Origin of the sequence: Paenarthrobacter sp. C1 (genome assembly GCF_049315185.1) — a bacterium.
GTDB classification, from domain to species: Bacteria; Actinomycetota; Actinomycetes; order Actinomycetales; family Micrococcaceae; genus Arthrobacter; species Arthrobacter nicotinovorans.
This window is the reverse complement of the sequence record NZ_CP186054.1, coordinates 93,684-114,324: the sequence shown is the minus strand read 5'-3', so window position 1 is coordinate 114,324 and position 20,641 is coordinate 93,684. Positions and strand designations below refer to the sequence as shown.

Sequence of the window (20,641 nt, the reverse complement as noted above, 5' to 3'; positions counted from 1 at the left end):
AAGCCCGCCGCCAGACCACCTAAAAGGACTTCTGCCATGACCAGCACCGCAAAACCCTCCGCGAACGTGAAACCCTCCGATCGTGGGGTTGCTTCAGCTGCTGCGGGGTTGGATATTCCCCGCATGACCCGCAACAAGCCGTTCGGGTGGCTCTTGGTCATCACCGGCGTCATCGGCTGGCTCGCCTCCGGCGCCCTGGTCCTGGAGAAACTCGAGGTACTCAAAGACCCCGGCTACAAAACCGTCTGCGACGTCAATCCCTGGATTTCCTGCGGTCAGGTCATGCAGACCTGGCAGAGTTCCGTTTTCGGATTCCCCAACATGTTCATCGGGATCGTGGCGTTCGCCGTCATCATCACCACGGGCATGGCCCTGCTTTCCGGTGCAACGTTCGCCCGCTGGTACTGGGCCGGACTGCAGGCCGGTGTCACGCTTGGGTTTGGCTTCGTCGTCTGGCTGTGGTCCCAGGCCCTGTACTCAATCCACATCCTCTGCCCCTTCTGCATGATCGTCTGGGCGGCAATGATTCCCCTGTTCGTCTGGGTCACGGCCCGGAACATCACCCATGGAGTCATCAAAGTACCCGCCGGAACGGCCCGCGTTGTCGGTGAGTTCGGCTGGATCATTACCGCGCTGCTCTACGTGGCCGTTACCGCAACCATCTTCTTCGCCTTTAGCCACGTCTTCCTGGGCACATCAGGACTCTGACGGTCGACAACCAGTCGGGGCTTACATCCATCCCTGCGGATTCACGGTCTGTCCGTTAAGAAGTACCTCGAAGTGCAGATGGCATCCGGTGGAGTTGCCGGTGGTTCCGGCCGCGGCCAGCCGCTGGCCGGCGGACACGGTCGCGCCCACGGAGGTTTCGATGGAGGCCAGGTGATTGTAGGTGCTCTTCAGGCCGTTGCCGTGGTCCACCACAATCCTGTTCCCGCCACCATAGGGGGACCATCCGGCCTCCACGACGGTCCCGGCTCCGGCGGCGAACACCGCGGTCTGGCAGGCTGCCACGAGGTCAAGGCCGGTGTGCAGCTCCCCAGTGCCTGAGATCGGGCTGGTGCGGATACCGAACGGCGAGGTGACCGACATGCCGGCCAAGGGCGCCCCGAGCCGGGCTGCTGAGACAGGTTGCGCAGGAGCAGCCGCAGCGGGGACCGGGGAGGCCGCCGGGGTCGTCGCCGCGCCGGCAGCAGCTAGGGGGGTCTTGGCGGGTACCGGCAACGGTGCCTGCTCGGTGGTGACAGCCGGCCGTTCATAACTGATCGAAGCCCCGACGGGGGCTTGGACGGGCGCGCCGGCAGCGACGGTTTCCGATGCCTGCACGGCAGGGGCCGTGCCGGTGGGGGCCGTGCCGGCATGGGCGGCGGTGAGCGCTGCGGTCAACAGCGCGGCGACGCTCAGCGTGGCGGCTGCGGTGACCTGTTTGCGGCGGCGCGCCCGCGCCCCTGCGCCTGGCAGGGGTCGGTGGCGACCGGTCGTGGGGGACATCATCGGGAGGGCCGTGCGGGGCACCAATCCTGAGGTTGGCTTTCGGCGGCGGCCATGGGGGGATACAGAAGGCAAGGGGGATCGATCCTTTCGGTTCGCCTGCGAAGTTAGCTGTCGGGTTCGGGCCAAGGAAAAAGCCCGGCCGTGCCCGGCGGCTTTCAGGCCACCGACATCACGGCTTCACCCCAAGGCAGGCTTACTGCCGATCCTGGGTCCTCCACCCCCGCCGTCAAAAAGGGATAGTCGTTTGATGCCCCCGGCGGGGTTCAGCATGGGGCATCAAGGGTCTCAGTACAGAAAAACCTGAATTAATAGTAGCCGCAAAGCATCATCGTTACAATTTCGTGACAGTACCTTCGCGTGTCGTGCAAGCGCGGACGCTATCCGGTGGCCGGTACGCAATTGCTGAGCGTCTCTTCAGATGTGCAGCCAAAGGCTCAACGAGGCCCAGTGCAGGATGGTTCCCGCGCGCCGTGATGTCCGTCCGTGGGGATTGTCCATGCCCGCGCTGCGCGGGTATCCGCCGGCCTGCGCCAGAGTCACAGTCCCATCGAGTCCAGCAGGGCGTCTTCTTCCTCGGCGCGGGAACGCTTGGGCGCGGAGGGATGACGGGGGTGCTGGAGGGTGCTTGCTGTCTCCGCGGATTCGTCCGGGATTTCACGCTCCTCACGGTGGATGCGGGCCTGTTGACGTGCCATGTATCCGAAGCCGACGAACGCCAGAACCCCGAAGGTGATCCACTGCATGGCGTAGGACAGGTTTGATCCTTCCTTGACGGCCGGTTGGGCAAGTTGCTGGGGAACTACGGCGGGCTGCGGGGACTCCGAGGCCATCACCCCGTAACTGCCTGTCATCAAGGGATAGCCCAGCTGGCTCGCGAAGTAGGGCAGGTCGATGCTGGCCAGTTGTCCCTCGGGAGCGTCCCGGCCAAGATCGGGTTCGGAGGGTTTGATGCGCACCACCGCGGAGATCTCGCCCGGTGGCGGGGCCGGCACGGCATCGGGGTATCCGGGCCGAAGGTTGCCGATCGGCAGCCACCCCCGGTTGATCACGATCGTTTCACCGGAAGCAAGCCGGAACGGAACCACTACCTCATATCCGGCAACGGAGTTATTGGGCCGGTTCCTGACGATTCTCTGGTCCTGGACAAGGTACCGGCCGGACACTGCAACGGTTGTCCACTTCGCGTCGGGGTTGGCGACCTCGAAGTAGGGGCGGGCGTCCTGAAACGGCGCGGGGGGTTTGTCGTAGTTCTCCTGGACCCTGCGGATCTCTGCCACTGTCTGGTTCCGACGGTCCATCTGCCAGTTTCCCAGGCCTATGCATGCGGCGGCGAAAAGTGCGGCCAGCAGCAGCCACCCCACCCAACGCCACGACAGCAATAATCTATACGCCACTCTTTTCCTCCCGAAGCTGCCACCGCCGTGCCAACAGGGCGCGGATGGCAGTGGCCTCGGCGGCCAGGCGGTGGTCTTCTCCTCGGGCCAGGAGGCCGTACTCGACCATCGTCCTGCCGTCCTCGTGGGTGCCGGCGCGGACCCAGACCCGGCGCCGGTTCACGTACAACGAGACCATCAGGCCTGTCACGGCCAGCAGGGAAAACGCCAGGACCCCACCTTGGGCGGGGGTGCTGCGCACATCCACTCCGATGTAGCGTTTCAGCCCGTCGAAGCTGATGCTTCCCTTGCCGTCGGGCAGCGTGTACGTGCCACCGGGTGCGAGTGTGATGCCCCCGGCGGGCAGGTCCCGGCCGTTGAGTTGGGTCAGCTTGGCCACGTCCAGGACATAGACGTTTTGCGGGGCTCCGGTGTCCAGTCCAAGGTCTCCGTAGTATGAATTCAGGTTCAGCTGCGGGTTCAGGGGATCAGGATCGAAGCTGTAGGACACACCCTGGTCGTTCTTGATGGCCGAAGGCAAAAAGAACCCGACAAAGCCCAGCTGGGACGGTGCCGCGTCCGGGACCTTGAGCACCACCGAGGAGGTGTACACCCCGTCGTTGGGGATGGACACCACGGGACCGCTGAACGCGGTTTTCCCGGTGCCGTCCTTTACCGTGACGACCGGGGCGTAGCCGTTGCCGACGAGGAACACCCCGGTTTCACCGAAGTAGACCGGTTCGTTGACTTTCAGGATCTGTTCCCGTGCCGGGGACTCCGTTCCGTCTTTGGTGGTCAGCTTTGCGGTGAAATCGATCGGCTGGCCGAACTGCCGGGATGATTCCCTGTCGAAACGGACTTCGAATGTCTCGAGAGTGACGGCGAACGGATCCAGCCAGGCGGTGTTGAAGTTGGTTCCCGGGGTGAAGGCGTCATAGCTGACCAGGGTGTTGACGAAGGTGCCGCCTTCGATGAGAATTTTCTGTCCGCGGTAGCCGAACATGCCGCCGACGGCCACGCAGACCAGCACACCGATCAGCGCGGTGTGGAACACCAGGTTGCCGGCTTCCTTCACGAAGCCGCGCTCGGCACCCAGAGACGGCCGCGTTCCGTCCGCGTCCCTGACTTCCACCCGGTAGCGGCGTTTCCTGAGCACTTCCGCGGCGTCCGCAATGGCGGCAGCGGCAGGGATTCCGGCGTCGGCGGGCAGCACCAGGGTGCCGTACTCCGGCAGGCGCGAAAGGCGCTTGGGGGTACGCGGCGGCCGGGACCGCATGGCCTTGTAGTGCGCGGCAGCACGTGGCGTGACGCAGCCGGCCAGCGAAATGAACAGCATCAGATAGATCGCGGAGAACCACACCGAGGAGTAGACATCGAACATCTGCAGCGCATCCAGGACCGGCCCATACCCGGGGTTGTCCTTGATATAGCGGGTAACGAGTGCGGGATTGGCCGAGCGTTGCGGGAACAACGAGCCCGGCACGGCGCCCACTGCGAGCAGGAGCAGCAGGAACAGGGCCGTCCGCATGCTGGTCAGCTGCCGCCAGGCCCAGCGCAGCATGCCACCGGGTCCCAACGCGGGCAGCACGGGCGCCGGAGCCTGGTCTGCGGGCGCGGAATGTGGGGTGCCTGGTGTTCTCATCGCCGGCGCACCGGACGGTTCGCCAGCTGACGCAGGTATTCGTTGTAGGCGTCCAGGTCCGGGTCCCCCACTACCGCCGCCTTGCGTTCGGATTTGGCCCAGCCGCGGGCCTCGTCCCGCTGCCAGCGCACCAGGATAAACATCAACAGCAGCACCCCCGGCAGCTCCCCGTACGACCAGGCCAGCCCGCCGGCGAGGCCCTGGTCCTGCATCGGATCCACTTTCCAGCTTTCCGGCGGTGCAGCGAAGAACTTCACCATCGGCGCTGTGGCCATCATGATCACGACGCCGAAAAAGGCATGCAGCGGCATCTCGGCAAAGATGTCCAGCAGCCGGCCGAAGTGCGTCTGCCTGCTCGGCAGCGGATCAGCGGAAATCAGCGGAACCGTGAACAGGATGCCCGCGGCAAGGAACAACAATTCCAGCCCGACGTGCCCGTACCAGTTAGGCAACAGCAGGTCCGCGAGCCCGGAAAAATAGACCCCGTAGAAGCTGAGCAGGAACAACGGCACCATGAAGGCCGGGTGAATGGCCAACCGGCCCCAACGGGACCGCAGACCCCAGAGGGCAAACCTCAGCACCGGCCGGCCCAACCGGCCGTGCGGGGTCGCCCGCAGCAGCAAGGTCCCGGGGGAACCAATGACCAGCAGGGGCGGCACAGCCATCATCAGGGTCAGCTGCTGAAACATGAAAATGGAGAACATCCGCAGCCCGTACCCTTCAATGCCGGCTCCCATGACGACGATGATGGCCAGGCAGCCGAACAGGAACGATGCTGTGCGTATCGGGGACCAGTGTCGGCCCTGCCGCCAGAGGCTGATCGCGCCGGCGAGGTAGAGGGCCGCGGCCAGCAGTGTCAGGGCCGGGATCAGCGGAACAGGCTGCAGGTTCGGTGCAAGGTACTCACCCAGCGAAGGTGGCAGGGTAGGAAGCCAGACCGGCCCCTCGATTCCAGGCTCACCCATCTCAGTACCTCCGTGCGGCCGCGGCGTCCGGGCCGGGTGCGGGCGGGGCGGGGGCGGGAGTTAGCTGTTGCTGACCATTTTCAGCCGGTCCTGGCCGGCATGTCCGACGTGCGTGAGGCCAAGATCGAGCAGCATGCGCACGTGCGAGTCGGCCAGCGAGTAGTAAGCCATCCGGCCGGCCCGACGGACCTGCACCACACGCGGGCCGCGCAGCAGCCGCAGCGCATGGGAAACACCGGATTCGCTCAGACCGGTGGTGGCGGCCAGGTCGCACACGCACATCTCCCCTTCGAGCAGGGCGATGAGGATCCTCACCCGCCCAGGGTCCGAGAGCAGCCCGAAAATCACGGCCAGATCCGTCACGTCCGTATCCGCCGGCATCCGGGACCTGACGGCCTCGACCTTCTCGGCATCGATCAGCCGGACGGCGCAGTCGCTGCCCGGTTGGCTGGGCATCGGCGCTGCCTGTGCTGTTCCCGTCATTCATCAAGACTACCTCTACCTGCTAATGCGTCGCATTTGCCTTCTGGCGTGTCCGGGCCATGTCCCACGGGCCCGGACTCGGGGATCCTGGCGGTATCCAGGCAGCCACCGATTAACGTCTGAACAACTCTACAGATAATCTTGAATGGCGCCGGAACGCACCGGTGCCGCCTGACTCCCGGGCCATTGGGGAGGCAGGTACGGGACCAGTGTTAGGGAACCATTGTGGCTTTGAAAGCCCCCGCCCCCGCCGCCGGCGGCAGCCCGGCTACCTCGCCGAAATTGCGGTGGCTGGCCGCGGCCGGCGTGATTGCCGTGATCGTGGTCCTGGTGGCGACGGCCTACGGCAGGGGGACCCTGCCGGCTGAAACCCGCGATCCTGGCGCCTTGGTCCGCTGGGGCTACGGCGTGGCCCAGACCGTGCAGAACGTGGCAGCGGCGGCCACCATCGGCGCCCTGGTCTTCGCGGCCTTCATCGTGCCGCCGGTGCTGCGGGGCCGCAAGGGCCGCGGATCCGCGTCCCGCACGGCGGACCTTTCGGCGGCGGAGATCGCGGCCGCTGATGAGCATCCGGCGTTCAGCCGGATCATGGTGCTGGCCTCGGTGGCGAGCCTGGTGTGGACTCTCTCGGCCGGGGCGGTGCTGGTGTTCAGTTTCGCCGATATTGCAGGGGTTCCGGTCTCCGGCAGCCGCGAGTTCGCCGCCCAGATCGTCTCCTACATTACTGAGCTTCCCAACGGTGCGGCCTGGCTGTGGGTGGTCATCATCTCCGCGGTCGTGGCCACCCTGACCTTCGGCGTCCGGTCCGGCGCGGGCCTGGCCGCCGCGGCCCTGCTGGCTTTGGGCGGCCTGCTGCCGGTGGTGTTGATCGGCCACGCGGCCGGCGGCAACGACCACGAACAGGCCATCAACTCCCTCGGTCTGCACCTGGTCGGTGTATGTCTGTGGCTGGGCGGCCTGATCGCGCTGGCCGTGGGCGGGACCGCTTTCGGCAAAGACACCGCGGCGGTCCTGCAGCGGTTCTCCACCCTGGCCGGTTTCGCCTTTGTCCTCGTCGTGGCCTCGGGAATCATCAATGCCACCATCCGCATCGAACTCCCGGCCGGTCTTGCCTCCCCCTACGGTGTCCTGCTCCTGGCGAAAACAACGGCCGCCATCGCCTTGGGAGCGATCGGGTACCTGCATCGGAAACGGCTCATTCCGGCGCTGAGCGTAAAAAACCGGACCGGGCAAGCCACCCGGCTGCTGTGGCGCTTCATCGTCGTGGAGCTGCTGATCATGGGCGCCGTCAGCGGCCTCGCCGCCGCACTGAGCCGCACCCCGCCACCGGCCGGCGAAGACATCCGGCCGGCCCTGACGCCCGCCGAGATCCTCACCGGCTACCTTCTGCCGCCGGAACTGACCCCCGAACGCTGGTTCACCATCTGGCGCCCGGACTGGCTCTGGATCGCCTTCGCCGTTTTCGCCGCGTACCTGTACCTGCGCGCAGCTCAGCGCCTGCGCGGCCGCGGGGACAGCTGGCCATGGATCCGCAGTGTTGCCTGGCTCGTGGGGCTGGCCGCGCTGGTGTTCTTCACCTCGGGCGGACCCTCGGTCTACGGGCGGATCCTGTTCAGCGCCCACATGCTCGACCACATGGCCCTGACCATGGTCGTCCCGGTATTCCTCGTCCTGGGCGCGCCGGTCACCCTGGCGCTGCGGACCTTGAAACCCCGCAACGACGGGTCCCGGGGGCCGCGGGAATGGGTCATGATGCTGATACATTCCCGCCTCGCGGCCATCGTGACCCATCCATTGTTCGTGGCCGCCAATTTCGCCGGCTCCATCGTCCTGTTCTACTACTCCGACGCCTTCGGTTTCGCCCTCAAAGAGCACGTCGGGCACGAACTCATGACCGTCCACTTCGTGATCACCGGCTACCTGTTTGTCCTGTCGATGATCGGCACGGACCCCGTTCCGCGCCGGGCTCCCTACCCTCTCCGGCTGTTGCTGCTGTTGGCCACCATGGCCTTCCATGCCTTCTTCGGCGTCACGTTGATGGGATCGACCACCCTGATCCAACCCGAGTGGTTCACTGAACTGGGCCGCGAATGGGGCGCCCCGCCGCTGGAGGACCAGCAAATGGCCGGCGCCATCACCTGGGGCATCGGCGAGGTCCCGACCCTGCTGATCGCCATTGGCGTGGCCGTCATGTGGTCTCGGTCGGATGCCCGCGAAACGCGCCGCAGCGACAGGGCAGCCGCACGCACCAACGACGCCGACCTGAATGCCTACAACGCCATGCTCGCCCAACTGGAAGAACGCGACACCAGGACCCGGGGCCATGATGGTCAGCGCTAAACCGGGCCCAGCAACAACCCTGAATTCAGCCTTCTATGAATCCAGATATTTCTGTATCATTGCGGGTATGCGCATACTTTCCACGATTGACGTGCTGGCCCGGTTCGGCAAAGCCCTCGCAGACCCGACCAGGGCCGCGATCCTGCTGCAGCTCAAGGACGGTCCGGCGTTCCCGTCGGATCTGGCCGAAAGCATCGGGGTCAGCCGCCAGATTCTCTCCAACCATCTGGCCTGCCTGCGCGACTGCGGCCTGGTCGCTGCCGAACCGGCCGGACGCCGGGTCCGGTACGAACTCGCCGACGCCAAACTGGCCCACGCCCTGGATGACCTGCTGGGCACCATCCTGACCGTGGACACCATCTGCGGATGCGCCGAACCCGAACACGACCAGGACACCACAGGCGCCCCCGCTGCCGCCGACATCCTGGAGGTCCACTCATGAGCGGCCACGAGCACGACCACGCCGCCGAGGCAACCTCCCGGCGCGGCAAACTCATCGCCGTCTTTGCCATCACCTTCACGGTGATGATTGCCGAGATCATCGGCTCCGCGCTGACCGGCAGCCTGGCGCTGCTGGCCGATGCCGGACACATGTTCACCGACTCGGCCGGGCTGCTGATTGCGCTCATCGCCGCGTCGCTGGCCTTGAAACCGGCCACCCTGAAGCGCACCTGGGGTTACAAACGCGCCGAAATCATCGCCGCCGCCGGGCAGGCCGCGCTGCTGCTCGCGGTCGGCGGCTTCGTCATCGTCGAAGGCATCCGCCGGCTCTTCGAGCCCCCGGAAATCGGCGAATCCACCATGCTCTGGTTCGGCATCATCGGCCTGGCCGGCAACGCGGTCGGCCTGCTCATCCTCGCCTCCGGCCGGAACCACAACTTCAACATGAAGGCAGCCTTTCTCGAGGTCCTCAACGACGCCCTCGGGTCCGTCGCCGTCATCGCGGCAGCCATCATCATTGCCCTCACCGGCTGGCTCCAGGCCGACGCCCTGGTGTCCTTGCTGATCGGCGTCCTGATCATCCCCCGCACACTCAAACTGCTCCGCGACACCGTAAATGTGCTCATGGAATCCACCCCCAAGGGCCTGGACCTGGCCAAGGTGCGCGAGCACATCCTGGCCCTGCCCCACGTCATCGACGTTCACGACCTCCATGCCTCCCTCGTGGCCTCCGGAACCCCGGTCCTCTCCGCCCACGTCACCGTCGAAGACAACTGCATGACCGACGGCCATGCCGCCAGCATCCTGGCGGACCTGCAGGACTGCGTGGCCCAGCACTTCGACATCAGCGTCGAACACTCCACCTTCCAGATCGAACCCGCCTCCCACCGCGACCAGGAAAGCATCCACCACTGATGACACAAACCAAAAACCCTCCCCCTCCCATGGACACCGCCAAGAAGGCCCGGGTCTTCATCTGGGTCCTGCTGGCCGTCCTCGTCGCCGTCGGGGTGGTCTGGTACACCGTGTTCACTCTGAACAAACCCGCCCCGGCCGCCCAGGCACCGGCCGCGGCCGCGGCCGCGGCCGCGGAAGCCCAACTGGTGCGCGAGGACAGCCACCGCGTCACCTCCCCGGCCACCGAGAAAGCCCAGCTGGTGGAGTTCCTGGACTTCGAATGCGAAGCGTGTCTTGCCGCGCAGCCGGTGGTCGAGGAACTGAAAAAGGAATTCGGTGATCGGATCACCTTCGTCAACCGCTACTTCCCGTTGCCGGCGCACCGTAACTCAGCCACCGCGGCCCTTGCCGTGGAAGCCGCCGCCCAGCAGGGCAAATACGAGCAAATGTACGCCAAAATGTTCGAGACCCAGCCGCAGTGGGGTGAGAAAACCGAGTCCCAGGCGCCCCTGTTCCGCACCTTCGCCCAGGAGCTCGGACTGGATCTGACCGCCTACGACGCCGCCGTGGCCGATGACAAGACCAAGGAACGGATCAAAAAGGACATCGCCGACGGAACCGCCCTGGGCGTCAAGGGCACGCCGACGTTCTTCCTCAACGGGGAAATGCTGACCTTGGAGACCAGGGAACAATTCCGGCAACTGCTCGCAGACGCCGCAAAATAACGGACCAGCCGGCGCGGGGTACGCCGTTGCCCTGCCGCCCGTCTTCTACGTAACGTAGAACGATAGTTCTTCCTAGGAAAGGAGTGGTGCGCGATGACATTTGCGCGCGCACCGTTCCGCCTCCCCAGGGCCGCTGCCGTTGCGGTGACGGTCCTGACCTTTGCTGCCGCAGCGCATGTGTTTGCCGGCGGTGAACTCCCGGCCTTCCCGGTCATGACCGCCCTGACAGCTGTTGTCACGCTGTCTGCGGTGATGCTGGCGGGCAGGAAAATGACCGCCCCCATGCTGGCCGCATATCTGGGCGTTGGCCAGACTGTACTGCACCTGGCCTTCTCGGCGTTGTCCGGCCCCGGTGCGCCCGCGCCCACCGGCGCCCACCACGGTGGGTTGCCGGGCGGCACCGGAAGCGTTGCGGCCGGGAGCCCGCATGACCACCTCAGCGCGGATGTCAGCCTCGGAATGCTCGCAATGCATGCGGCAGCGGTTCTCGTTACCGCTCTTGTCATGGCACGAGGTGAGTCGGCGCTGTGGGCGTTGGCGGCCTGGCTGCGGCCCTTGGTGGACACGCTTGAACCATCTGCAATCCAAACCTGCCGTGAGGTTCCGGTCGCAGCAGCGCCGGCCCTTTCTCCGCGGAGGAAGGCGCTGCTCCGGCCGCCCGTGCGGGGACCTCCGCTGTGCGCGTCCGCCGGCACGTACTGACCATGTGGTTCAGGGCGGCCCGGCGCGACCCCGGTCCTCTCCCGCCTCAAGCAGAATTGCAGAATCCCATGAAACCCCGTAATCCCCGACGCTTCCGCCTCCGGCTGGCCATCGCCACGGCCTTCCTGCTCCCGGCCTTCGCCGCAACTCCGGCGCTGGCCCACGACGCCCTGGAATCAACCGTGCCGGCGAAGGACACCACGGTCACAGCGGCCCCCGGCAGCGTGTCCCTGACGCTCTCGGAGCCTCCCCTGGACACAGAGCAGCTGAACCTGAGCGTTATCACCGTCACCGACGAGACGGGCAAGACCCTCAGTGACGGCAAGGTCACGGTGGAGGGTCCGACCATTTCCACCGCCATCACCGGCGGGGCCAATGGCGTCTATAAGGTCCTCTGGCGCACGGTTTCCTCCGACGGACACCCTATCGAAGGCAACTACTCCTTCACCGTCCAGGATCCCGCCCAAGCCATTGCCGGGTCACCGTCAGCGACGCCAACCTCGGGCGCGGAAACGGCCACCAGCACCCCGGCGCCGGCAGCCCAAACGGCACCGGACCAGATTAAACCCAACGACGACAACGCTCCCATGGCCGTGGGCATTGCCGCCGCCATCCTCGCTGTTGCCGCCGCCGCGTTCTTCATCGCCCGCAAGCGCCGGGACAAGGCCTCCGGAGCCTAGCCGAGCGACTGAACCATCCAATTCCCCGGCTCCGGGTAACAGTATTGCCCGGTGGCCGGGGAACCGGGTGCGCTACTGTGCAGCGGCGGCCGCTGCTCGCCGGTCCGTCAGGACCCGTGATATCCAGCCCGCGATGGTAGCCACAACCATGACTGCCAGGGCGGCCATACCGGCATAGAACAGCACCGTCGGAAGGTTGGATGGTGCCGACGAACCGTCCACGGCGGCCATGATGCTCAGCCAGTACCCGATCGTGGCGATCACCCAGAGAGCACCGGCGGCCGCTGCCAGCCAGGACCAGCGGGAAAACCATACCGGTTCCCGACGGTAGGACAGGGCGATGGCGACAGCCACGACGCCCGCGACCGCCAGCAACTGGAGGCCGAAGAGGTACGGGCCGGCCACCAGGCCAACGGGAATGCAGAGCCCTCCAATGAGCACGAGTCGACGGGCGCCAAGCGGCATCTTAACGGCGTCCGCCGGTGCCGAGGACAGGCTCGCGTCAGTTTTTGAAATCATCGGGCTACGTGGCTCCTAGAAGAACGGGTGCTGCGGTTCAGCCCAGCATCACCAGGGTCAGCCTGCCCTGAAAGAGCAGGAACAATATATGAGCATACTTTCATACGTTTCGCGTTTGGTGATCCCCGAGTCCCCGCAGACGTGGCTAAATCCGGAGGAACGCGTATGAAAGGCTTTGCGGATGGTTCGCTCCGGGTGGGCAGAACGCCGGCCGGGTGGAAGCCCTCGGTCCTTGGGTTTGTTGGCTGAGGGCCTTGTGAGGCGGCAGGGCGGACCTCTACACTGCGTCCCAAGGGTTACTTGGCGGATTCGCTCCGGTGATCCGGCTTTGGCCTGATATTCGTGGTTGAGGTTGGATCCGGTCCAGTTCTTCCGGAACGACGAGCCAAGCACAGTACCTGAGTGTTCATAACTGAAGATCTTGGTTTGACCCTGGCTGGGGAGCGGCAAGCAGGGACCGCGTGGACAGCGCGGCCTCATCTCGCAACAGGCGTGTCCACTCCAGGAGTCCCCATGTCCGGTCCTTCAGCCACCCCGCAGCCAGTCCTGAAGCGTTTGATCGTGCCCTTGGTACTTTTGCTGGTTGCCGCTCTGCTTCCGGTAACGGTTCCGGCGGCCTCTGCGGCGGGTCCGTGTGATCCTGTGGTGAACCCGGTGGTGTGTGAGAACTCCAAGCCCGGCAGCCCGGCCTCGGAGTGGGACATTTCCGGCCCGGGCGATGACAGCATCCAGGGGTTCTCCACCGAGATCAGCGTCAACGCCGGGCAGCCCATCCGTTTCAAGATCGACACCCCCGCGCCCAGCTACACCATCGCGATCTACCGCACCGGCTGGTACGGCGGCGACGGTGCACGCAAGATTGCCGATGTGACCCCGTCGGCCCTGCGCCAAAACCAGCCCCAGTGCCTGAATGACCTCAGCACCGGACTCTATGACTGCGGCACGTGGGCGGTCTCGGCGACGTGGCAGGTGCCGGCCACGGCTGTCTCTGGTGTTTACCTCGCTCTCCTGACCAGGCCGGACACGGGCGGGCAAAGCCACATCACCTTTATTGTGCGCGCCGACGGCAGCCGCTCGGACGTTGTTTTCCAGACCTCGGACCCGTCCTGGCAGGCGTACAACTCCTACGGGGGCTCGGACTTCTATCAGGGGGCGAACGGCCGCGCCTACAAGGTCAGCTACAACCGGCCGGTGGCAACCCGGGGCGGTCCGGACGGCCGGGATTTCTTCTTCGCCAACGAATATCCGATGGTGCGGTTCTTGGAACAGAACGGCTATGACGTCAGCTACATCAGCGGCCTCGACACCGACCGGAGCGGGGCCCAGTTACTCAATCACAAGGTCTTCCTCTCGGTCGGCCATGACGAATACTGGTCGGGCCCGCAACGGGCGAACATCACCGCCGCCCGTGATGCCGGGGTGAACCTGCAGTTCCTCTCCGGTAATGAGGGGTACTGGCGCACCCGCTTCGAACCTTCCCCCGTGGACGGTGCTGCAGGCCGGACGCTGACCTCCTACAAGGAAACCTGGGCCAACGAAAAGATCGACCCCAGCCCCGAATGGACCGGCACCTGGCGTGACCCACGCTTCGCGGCCCAGGCCAACGGCGGCGGGCTGCCCGAAAACGGGCTGACCGGGACCATCTATATGTCCAACTACTCCGATTTGCCGGTGACCGTCGATTCGGAGGAAGGCAAGACCAGGCTGTGGCGGAACACGTCCCTGGCCTCGCTGCCGGCCGGTTCCTCGGCGGCGCTGGCGCCCCACACCGTGGGGTATGAGTCCGACGAGGACCTCGACAACGGGTTCCGCCCACCGGGTTTGATCCGATTGTCCACCACCGTCGGGGAGGTGCCCCAGTATCTTCAGGACTTCGGCAACACCGTCCTGCCCGGCACGACAACCCATCATGTGACCCTTTACCGTGCCGCCAGCGGCGCGCTCGTGTTCTCCGCCGGCAGCGTCCAGTGGACCTGGGGCCTGGACGAGGTGCACGACGGCGACGGCGCACCCGCCGACCCGAGGATGCGACAGGCCCAGGTCAACCTCCTGGCCGACATGGGCGCCCAACCTGCCACCCGGGCCGCCGGCCTGGTTGCCGCCGTCCCGAGCACGGACCGGACCGCGCCCACCGCAGCGATCACTGCACCGGCCGACGGGGCGGCCGTGCCGCACGGGACCAACGTCACCGTCACCGGAACCGCGGCTGACACCGGCGGTGTTGTGGCCGGCGTCGAGGTCTCCACCGACGGCGGCGCCACGTGGCACCCCGCCCAAGGCAAGCAGAACTGGAGGTATACGTACATCCAGAAGGGTCTGGCTACGGCAACCATCCAGGCCCGGGCCATTGACGACAGCGCCAACATCGGCGCGGCTGCCACCAGGAGCCTGGCCCTCAGCGGCCCCTACAGTGTCTTCGGCCAAACCGTTCCCGCTGTCGCGGACTCGGGCGACGGCGGCGCGTACGAGATGGGGATGCGCTTCACTCCCTCGGTGGACGGTTTCATTACCGGTGTCCGCTTCTACAAGAGCGCGGCCAACACCGGTACCCACACCGGGTCCTTGTGGAGCTCGACCGGGGAGCGTCTGGCCACGGCGACGTTCACGAACGAGACCCCCTCCGGGTGGCAGTCCGTGCTGTTCGCCCAGGCAGTGCCCGTCGCGGCGGGCCAGAAGTACACGGTGTCCTACTGGGCACCGAACGGACGGTACTCGATCCAGAATTTCCAGTGGGCGAGCTTTGGCGCCACGGATGCCCCGTTGAAGGTGGCCGGGGGTTTCGGGGCCGAGCCGGCCGGTGTCTATGCCACCTCCTCCGGGTTCCCGACATCAAGTTACAACGGCGGCAACTACTTCGCCGATGCCCTGTTCAGCACGGTGGACAGCAGCCCCATGACGGTCTCCGGGCACACGCCGTTCCCGTCCTCGTCAAGCGTTTCGGTGGATACCAAGGTCAGTGCCGTGTTCTCCAAACCCGTCACCGCTTCCAGCATCCAGCTGGCCCTGCAGTCCCCCGACGGCCCTGTCACCGGCACGACGGCGTACGATCCCGCCACCCGGCGGGCAACCTTCACCCCGACGAACGCACTGGCGTTCAGCACCCAGTACACCGCAACGCTTTCGGGAACAGACACCCTCGGTGGTCCGGTGACGGCCGGCGGTACCTGGTCGTTCACGACCGGGGCAACAGTGCCGGTTCCGGGATCTTGCCCGTGCAGCCTCTTTGACGACTCCGTCACGCCGGGCATCGCTGAGAATCAGGACGGCGTTCCGTTGACGTTGGGCGTGCGGTTCTCCAGCGTTTCCGCCGGTGAAGTAGTAGGCATGCGCTTCTACAAATCGGCAGGAAACACCGGCGCCCACAACGGCGCCCTCTACACGGCGGCCGGGCAGCAACTTGCCACGGTGGCGTTCACCAATGAAAGCGCCTCGGGGTGGCAGACGGCAATGTTCAGCCAACCGGTCCAGATGGCAGCGAACACGGACTACATCGTCTCCTACAAGTCACTGACCGGCACCTATTCCGCCACGGCCAATGGATTCGGTTCAGGCATGAGCGTTGGTCCGTTGCGGGCCGGCCCGGATGCGGGCGCCTACACCTACAGCGGCGATTTCCCCGGAGCACGATCAACAGCAAGCTACCTGGTGGATGTCATCGTGATGGTCCCACCACCGGCATTCACCCCGACAGGCCACTCCCCGCTCCCCGGCGCGTCCAGCGTTCCGCTGGACAGCCAGGTCAGTACCGTACTGTCCGAACCGGCCGAGGCATCCAGCGTGAACCTGACGGTAAAAGCCGCCGACGGAACAACCGTTCCCGGATCCACCAGCTACGACCCCCAGACACGGAAGGTCACGTTCAGCCCGGCCACGCCGCTGGTGTCCGGGACGTCGTACACGGCCACCGTCACAGCAACCGCCGTGTCCCGGCAACCACTGAGCAACGCCTCCTGGACGTTTGCCACTGTCCCGGCCCCAAGGACACCCGGGACGTGCCCCTGCACGCTCTACCAGGACTCCGTTACGCCCACCGTAGCGGAGGTCAACGACGGCGTGCCGCTGACCCTGGGCGTCCGGTTCGCCAGCGACACCGCCGGCCAAGTCACCGGCGTACGGTTCTACAAGGCCGCCGGCAACACCGGAACGCACACCGGCTCCCTGTACACAGCCGGCGGGCAGCTGCTGGCCACCGTCACCTTCACCAACGAATCCAGTATTGGCTGGCAGACAGCGACGTTCAGCCAGCCGGTCGAGATCACAGCCAACACCGAGTACGTCGTGGCGTACAAATCTCCGACCGGAACCTACTCCTACACTCCGGCAGGTTTCGGGGACGGATTCGCCAGCGGCCCGCTGCGCACGGCCCCGGATTCCGGTGCGTTCAGCTACAGCGCAGACTTCCCCGGCACGGCCTCCACGGCGAGCTATCTGGTGGACCTGGTCTTCATGGCCGCGGTGCCCCCGCTGACGATAACCGACCGGTCCCCTGCGCCCGACGCCACGGGAGTCCCTGTTGATGTCAAACCAACGCTGACGCTCTCAGCCGCCATTAAGCCAGGTGCCTCGTTCGCGCTGGCGGCGAACGAGGCACCCGTTACCGGCAGCGCTGCCCTGTCCACCGACGGACGCACCCTGACCTTCACCCCGGGAGCTCCTTTGCCGGGCAACACAACCATCTCCGTGAACGTCAGCAACATCGAATCCCACCAGGGCCAGACGCTGCCGACCACCACCTGGCAATTCACCACTGCCGACCCTGATGCCGCGCAAACCTCCATCTTCGGGGAACTCCAACCCCAGACAGCAGCCTCCGATGATGCGTCATCGGTTGAACTGGGAACGGCGTTCACGGTCTCCGAAGCCGGCACTGTCACCGGCATCCGGTTCTACAAGGGATCCGGAAACACCGGAATCCACGTTGGCTCCTTGTGGAACGCCGCGGGAACGCGGCTGGCCCAAGTGACCTTCACGAATGAAACAGCGAACGGTTGGCAAACCGCGATGCTGTCCTCTCCGGTAGCCGTAGCTCCGGGGGAAACGTACGTCGTGTCCTATCTGGCGCCCAACGGCCGCTACGCTTACACGCCTGCATTCTTCGCCCAAACCTGGGTCAGCGGCGTGTTCACCGCCGCCGGGCCCAACAACGGCCGTTACCTGTACGGTTCCGGCGGTGTTGCACCCACGAACTCGTGGAACTCCACGAACTACTTCGTCGACGTCCTCTACTCGGCCACCGCACCGGCACAGGCGACGCCGGGCCCAACGCCCACGCCTACCCCGACAGCAACGCCGTCACCATCCGCAACGGCGACAGCGACACCCTCACCAAGTCCGACCGCCAGCCCGTCGCCGAGCCCGACTCAGTCCGGCGGCCTGCTGTGCGGCCTGCTGGGAAGCTGCTGAGACGTGGAGCGGCATTCGTACTACTGAGGTCCGTCCGCTCCCCCGAGTTTTCCGGGCCGGACGTCAGCGGACCACACTCGGTGACCACGCGTGCTCAATGAACAGGCTCGGCTGGGACGCGGGATCGGTTGGCAGTTTCCAGATGTTGCTGTCGCCTTCAGTGGTTTCGTCCGCGAGGCCATACAGCAGGGTCTGATCATCCAGCCACTCAATCTGGTCATCGACGCTGCGCTTCTCCGATAGCACCGTTTCAGTGCCGGTGGCCAGGTCGAGCAGCGCCACGTTCCAATGCGCGGTCAGGGGCCCGCCGACGTTCTTCTTATACGCGATCCTGGTGCCGTCCGGCGACACTGAGGGGCATTCAACGTTGTCGTGGATGGCCGTCAGCGTCCTGGCCGCGATACTTCCCTGGACCAGCCAGATCCGCCCTGACGACGCGGCTGTGGCGTAAAAGACATCACTCTGGCCGGGTGCGAAAGTCACACCCCAAATGTTCCTGTCACTGGCCAGCAGCCGTTCGCCGTTCACGATGAGTGCGAAGTCTTCGAGGTTTCCTGTACCGCCCCCGGGCAACGTGATCTCAGTTGCTGTGGAGAACTCGGCTTGAGTGTAGGAGTGACCGGAGACAAACACCGTGGTGGCGATCAGGGACCCGTCCGCGCTGGTGCGCGCCCGGCTCGGAATGCCGGGCACAGGCCACGAACGCTCCTGCTGCCATTCCCGGTTCAGGACGGCCGCTTCGTGAGTCGTCACCAAGCCGCGGTTGGATCTGAGACAGACCACCGTGGCGGCAGCTGCATAGACCCGGTCGCAGGCCTGGTCACTGACCGCACGTGTGCCACCAGGGGTAGAAAGAGGCACGGTGGCCGCATTGCCATACCCCTGCCCGTCGGCTGTGTTCCTGAAAAGAATGAACGGTACCCCCGGGAGGGGCTGGCCTGCAGTGACGTCGACCGACGAGGCCGCACTGCGGCTCTCCTCGAAGCGCTGGTACGCTCCCACCGCGTAGATCCCGGCCCCGGCAAGAACCAGCGCGGTAACCGCCAGGAGAATTCCCCACCGCAATCTCCCGCCTGCAGCGGTGCCGGTTCCTGCGCTCGTCTTATTCATGGAGGCGTTTGACGTAGTCAGCCATGCCCGGGACGGTGAACGCCACGACACCGAGTGCGGGTGCGTAGATGATCCCTTTGTCGATCAGGGATGCACGGGTCATGGTCATGGAGCTTTGCTTCTTGTGCGCCCGTTCGGCAAGTTCAGCGGTGCTGGATCCTTCATCTCCGTCGATCGCCATCAGGCGGAGGAAGTCCTTTTCTGCCTTCGAGGCGCGTTTCCAGCGTGAAGGGAAGAACCCTTGGTCCAGCTGCGCGCGGCCGATTTCCACCGCTATTTTGGCGTCGTCGAAGGTCACGGTCTTCTCCGGTGCTGTTTCCCAGGCCGCGTAACCATACTCTTGCAGGAAGTACGGGTACGCGCCCGAGGCACTGAGCAGGAGGTCTTGGGCTTCTGGTACGAACGATGCCCCAAACCGTCGGGCCGGGACGACCAGTGCCGCCTCGGCGGCTTCCCTCGACAGAGCTCCGATGCTGCGGTAGTTGAAGATCCTTTCGGCGTAGGAGCGCGCTTCACTCAGTACCGAGGGCAGGTTGGGCAGCCCTGCGCCCGCGATGTAGAAAGGCCATTCGCGTTGGCCGGCCAGGTGCTGGGCGCTGAGGAGAGCGGCGATAAGTCCCTCGTCCAGGTCCTGCATCTCATCGATGATGAAGATCAGGCCCGAACGCTTCTCCGCCAGTGCCAGGCACAGATCCTCAATCAGTTCTTCCAGGTCCACTTCGATCGACCCGGAATCGGCGCGGCCGTGATTGAGGTTGACCCCGATATCGATGCCGGTCACGCCGAGTTTCGCGGAGAAGGAGGCGATGCTGCCAAGCGCCGCCACGAGCCGTTCCCCCGCGCCGCGGCGGTTCAGCTTCCGCCCTGCCTGCAGCAGGCTCCGGGCTAGCTTGGCCCTAACGGCTTCCGGCCCTCCCTCAGCGTCCCTGCCCTCCAGGAACACCACCATAAATTCAGCGTGTTCGGCCTGCCGACGAAACTCGTTCAGCAGGACCGTTTTGCCCACCCCTCGAAGCCCATGCAGGACGATCCCCCGGTCGGGGCGTCGCTGCCGGGTCTTGGCCAGCAGCAGATCGAAGGCATCGATCTCGCTCTGGCGCCCAGCCAGCTCAAAGGGCCGTCGCCCCGATCCGGGCGAATACGGATTCAAAGCACTTTCCATATCAAGAACTATAAGGCAGTATCCGACATTTTGGATATGCGGTTATGGTCATGGATTCAGAGGCGTGAATGGGCACGGGTCGCCAGCGTAGAGCGTCTTGCCATGGGCATGGGCATGGGCCGGTAGCCCGTTTCTCGCATCGTCGTGCGCTCCTGTCTGGCCAGTCATGGGACGGCCCCGCCGGGTAGCGACAGCAGCCGACTCTGGCATTCGTTGCTTGGTCCATGAATTGGCGAAGCCCCGGTCAAATAGCGGTTGACCGAAGCTCCGATGGCATTATGCCCACACTAAGCTTGTAGTTCGCTGGGAGGGCAGTACGGGTAGGTGGGGGACTCTTTTAGGTGAGCAATATGTCTGGAAGGACGCCACAGAATGCCTCCAGTTGCTGCTGTTCCGGGGAGAGAATAGCAGGCAATAGCCCTGAATTGAGATTGCGTTCGACTAATTGGTGGAGGACAGCGTTGTAGCTGTGGCCGGTGGCTTTCGATTGGATCCTGGCGATGTGGGCAATCCGGGACGCTGGCATGATGCTCCTTGGTAGACCCCGCCGACTCGGGATTACTGGCAAACATGACACACGGACTACAAACACAGATACGGCGCCACGAGTCAGAGCCAAGCTCTTTCACAGTCGGGGATCCAGTCGGTGATCCCTGCCATCGGATAACTCGCGCACCCGCTTGAGAAGATCATAGGCCATGGCATTGG

The 20,641-nt window shown here is 65.2% G+C and carries 16 protein-coding genes and 1 riboswitch; of the genes, 8 read left to right on the top strand and 8 right to left on the bottom strand.

All coding sequences use genetic code 11. From position 1 onward, the window contains the following. Nucleotides 1-36: 36 nt before the first annotated feature. A complete protein-coding gene (locus ACNAOU_RS26185) occupies nt 37-708 on the top strand; it encodes a vitamin K epoxide reductase family protein (protein ID WP_250820614.1) in 672 nt (223 codons plus the stop codon). Between the two features lie 21 nt (nt 709-729). On the opposite strand, the gene ACNAOU_RS26180 is transcribed toward ACNAOU_RS26185, so the two are convergent. The 5 genes from ACNAOU_RS26180 to ACNAOU_RS26160 form a co-directional block, all read right to left on the bottom strand. Beyond that, nucleotides 730-1,512 carry a M23 family metallopeptidase gene (locus tag ACNAOU_RS26180; protein ID WP_422759292.1) on the bottom strand — a complete coding sequence of 261 codons (783 nt, stop codon included), beginning with the start codon at nt 1,510-1,512 and terminating at the stop codon, nt 730-732. Between the two features lie 58 nt (nt 1,513-1,570). Beyond that, nucleotides 1,571-1,744, bottom strand: a riboswitch (cyclic di-AMP (ydaO/yuaA leader). Nucleotides 1,745-2,027: 283 nt separating this feature from the next. Next, nucleotides 2,028-2,885, bottom strand: a complete 858-nt coding sequence (locus tag ACNAOU_RS26175) for an SURF1 family protein (RefSeq protein WP_422759291.1) — start codon at nt 2,883-2,885, stop codon at nt 2,028-2,030. Beyond that, the gene (gene resB, locus ACNAOU_RS26170; RefSeq protein WP_250820616.1) at nt 2,875-4,506 is read right to left on the bottom strand and encodes a cytochrome c biogenesis protein ResB; all 1,632 of its coding nucleotides are present in this window, start codon (nt 4,504-4,506) and stop codon (nt 2,875-2,877) included. Before resB ends, ACNAOU_RS26175 begins: the two co-directional genes overlap by 11 nt. Then, entirely contained in the window at nt 4,503-5,471 is a 969-nt protein-coding gene (locus ACNAOU_RS26165) for a cytochrome c oxidase assembly protein (protein ID WP_250820617.1), read from the bottom strand. The genes resB and ACNAOU_RS26165 overlap by 4 nt, the downstream gene beginning before the upstream one ends. 60 nt (nt 5,472-5,531) lie before the next feature. Further along, nucleotides 5,532-5,954 (bottom strand): ArsR/SmtB family transcription factor, encoded by a 423-nt coding sequence (locus tag ACNAOU_RS26160; protein ID WP_284705365.1) that lies wholly within the window; start codon nt 5,952-5,954, stop codon nt 5,532-5,534. 225 nt (nt 5,955-6,179) lie between these two features. Between ACNAOU_RS26160 and ACNAOU_RS26155 the strand changes: the two genes are divergently transcribed. The 6 genes from ACNAOU_RS26155 (at nt 6,180) to ACNAOU_RS26130 (ending at nt 11,739) form a co-directional block, all read left to right on the top strand. Next, nucleotides 6,180-8,294 carry a cytochrome c oxidase assembly protein gene (locus tag ACNAOU_RS26155; RefSeq protein WP_422759290.1) on the top strand — a complete coding sequence of 705 codons (2,115 nt, stop codon included), beginning with the start codon at nt 6,180-6,182 and terminating at the stop codon, nt 8,292-8,294. Nucleotides 8,295-8,361: 67 nt separating this feature from the next. Further along, the gene (locus ACNAOU_RS26150; protein WP_250820619.1) at nt 8,362-8,736 is read left to right on the top strand and encodes an ArsR/SmtB family transcription factor; all 375 of its coding nucleotides are present in this window, start codon (nt 8,362-8,364) and stop codon (nt 8,734-8,736) included. Then, nucleotides 8,733-9,650: a cation diffusion facilitator family transporter gene (locus ACNAOU_RS26145; protein WP_250820620.1), complete on the top strand. Its 918-nt coding sequence runs from the start codon at nt 8,733-8,735 to the stop codon at nt 9,648-9,650. Before ACNAOU_RS26150 ends, ACNAOU_RS26145 begins: the two co-directional genes overlap by 4 nt. Continuing rightward, nucleotides 9,650-10,357 (top strand): DsbA family protein, encoded by a 708-nt coding sequence (locus tag ACNAOU_RS26140; RefSeq protein ID WP_422759289.1) that lies wholly within the window; start codon nt 9,650-9,652, stop codon nt 10,355-10,357. Before ACNAOU_RS26145 ends, ACNAOU_RS26140 begins: the two co-directional genes overlap by 1 nt. Before the next feature lie 93 nt (nt 10,358-10,450). Beyond that, a complete protein-coding gene (locus ACNAOU_RS26135) occupies nt 10,451-11,059 on the top strand; it encodes a hypothetical protein (protein ID WP_250820622.1) in 609 nt (202 codons plus the stop codon). A 68-nt stretch (nt 11,060-11,127) separates the two neighbouring features. After that, the gene (locus ACNAOU_RS26130) at nt 11,128-11,739 is read left to right on the top strand and encodes a copper resistance CopC family protein (protein WP_422759288.1); all 612 of its coding nucleotides are present in this window, start codon (nt 11,128-11,130) and stop codon (nt 11,737-11,739) included. A gap of 72 nt (nt 11,740-11,811) precedes the next feature. Here the strand turns inward: ACNAOU_RS26130 and ACNAOU_RS26125 are convergent, their stop codons facing one another. Beyond that, nucleotides 11,812-12,258 (bottom strand): hypothetical protein, encoded by a 447-nt coding sequence (locus tag ACNAOU_RS26125; RefSeq protein WP_422759287.1) that lies wholly within the window; start codon nt 12,256-12,258, stop codon nt 11,812-11,814. 513 nt (nt 12,259-12,771) lie between these two features. Here ACNAOU_RS26125 and ACNAOU_RS26120 point away from each other — a divergent pair. Next, the gene (locus tag ACNAOU_RS26120; RefSeq protein ID WP_422759286.1) at nt 12,772-17,661 is read left to right on the top strand and encodes a DUF4082 domain-containing protein; all 4,890 of its coding nucleotides are present in this window, start codon (nt 12,772-12,774) and stop codon (nt 17,659-17,661) included. 63 nt (nt 17,662-17,724) lie between these two features. Here ACNAOU_RS26120 and ACNAOU_RS26115 read toward each other — a convergent pair whose 3' ends face one another. Further along, nucleotides 17,725-18,771, bottom strand: coding sequence for a TolB family protein (locus ACNAOU_RS26115; RefSeq protein ID WP_422759285.1), 1,047 nt, complete (start codon nt 18,769-18,771; stop codon nt 17,725-17,727). After that, on the bottom strand, nt 18,764-19,933 hold the full coding sequence (locus ACNAOU_RS26110; protein ID WP_250820632.1) for an ATP-binding protein: 1,170 nt from the start codon (nt 19,931-19,933) through the stop codon (nt 18,764-18,766). The genes ACNAOU_RS26115 and ACNAOU_RS26110 overlap by 8 nt, the downstream gene beginning before the upstream one ends. Nucleotides 19,934-20,641: the final 708 nt, after the last annotated feature.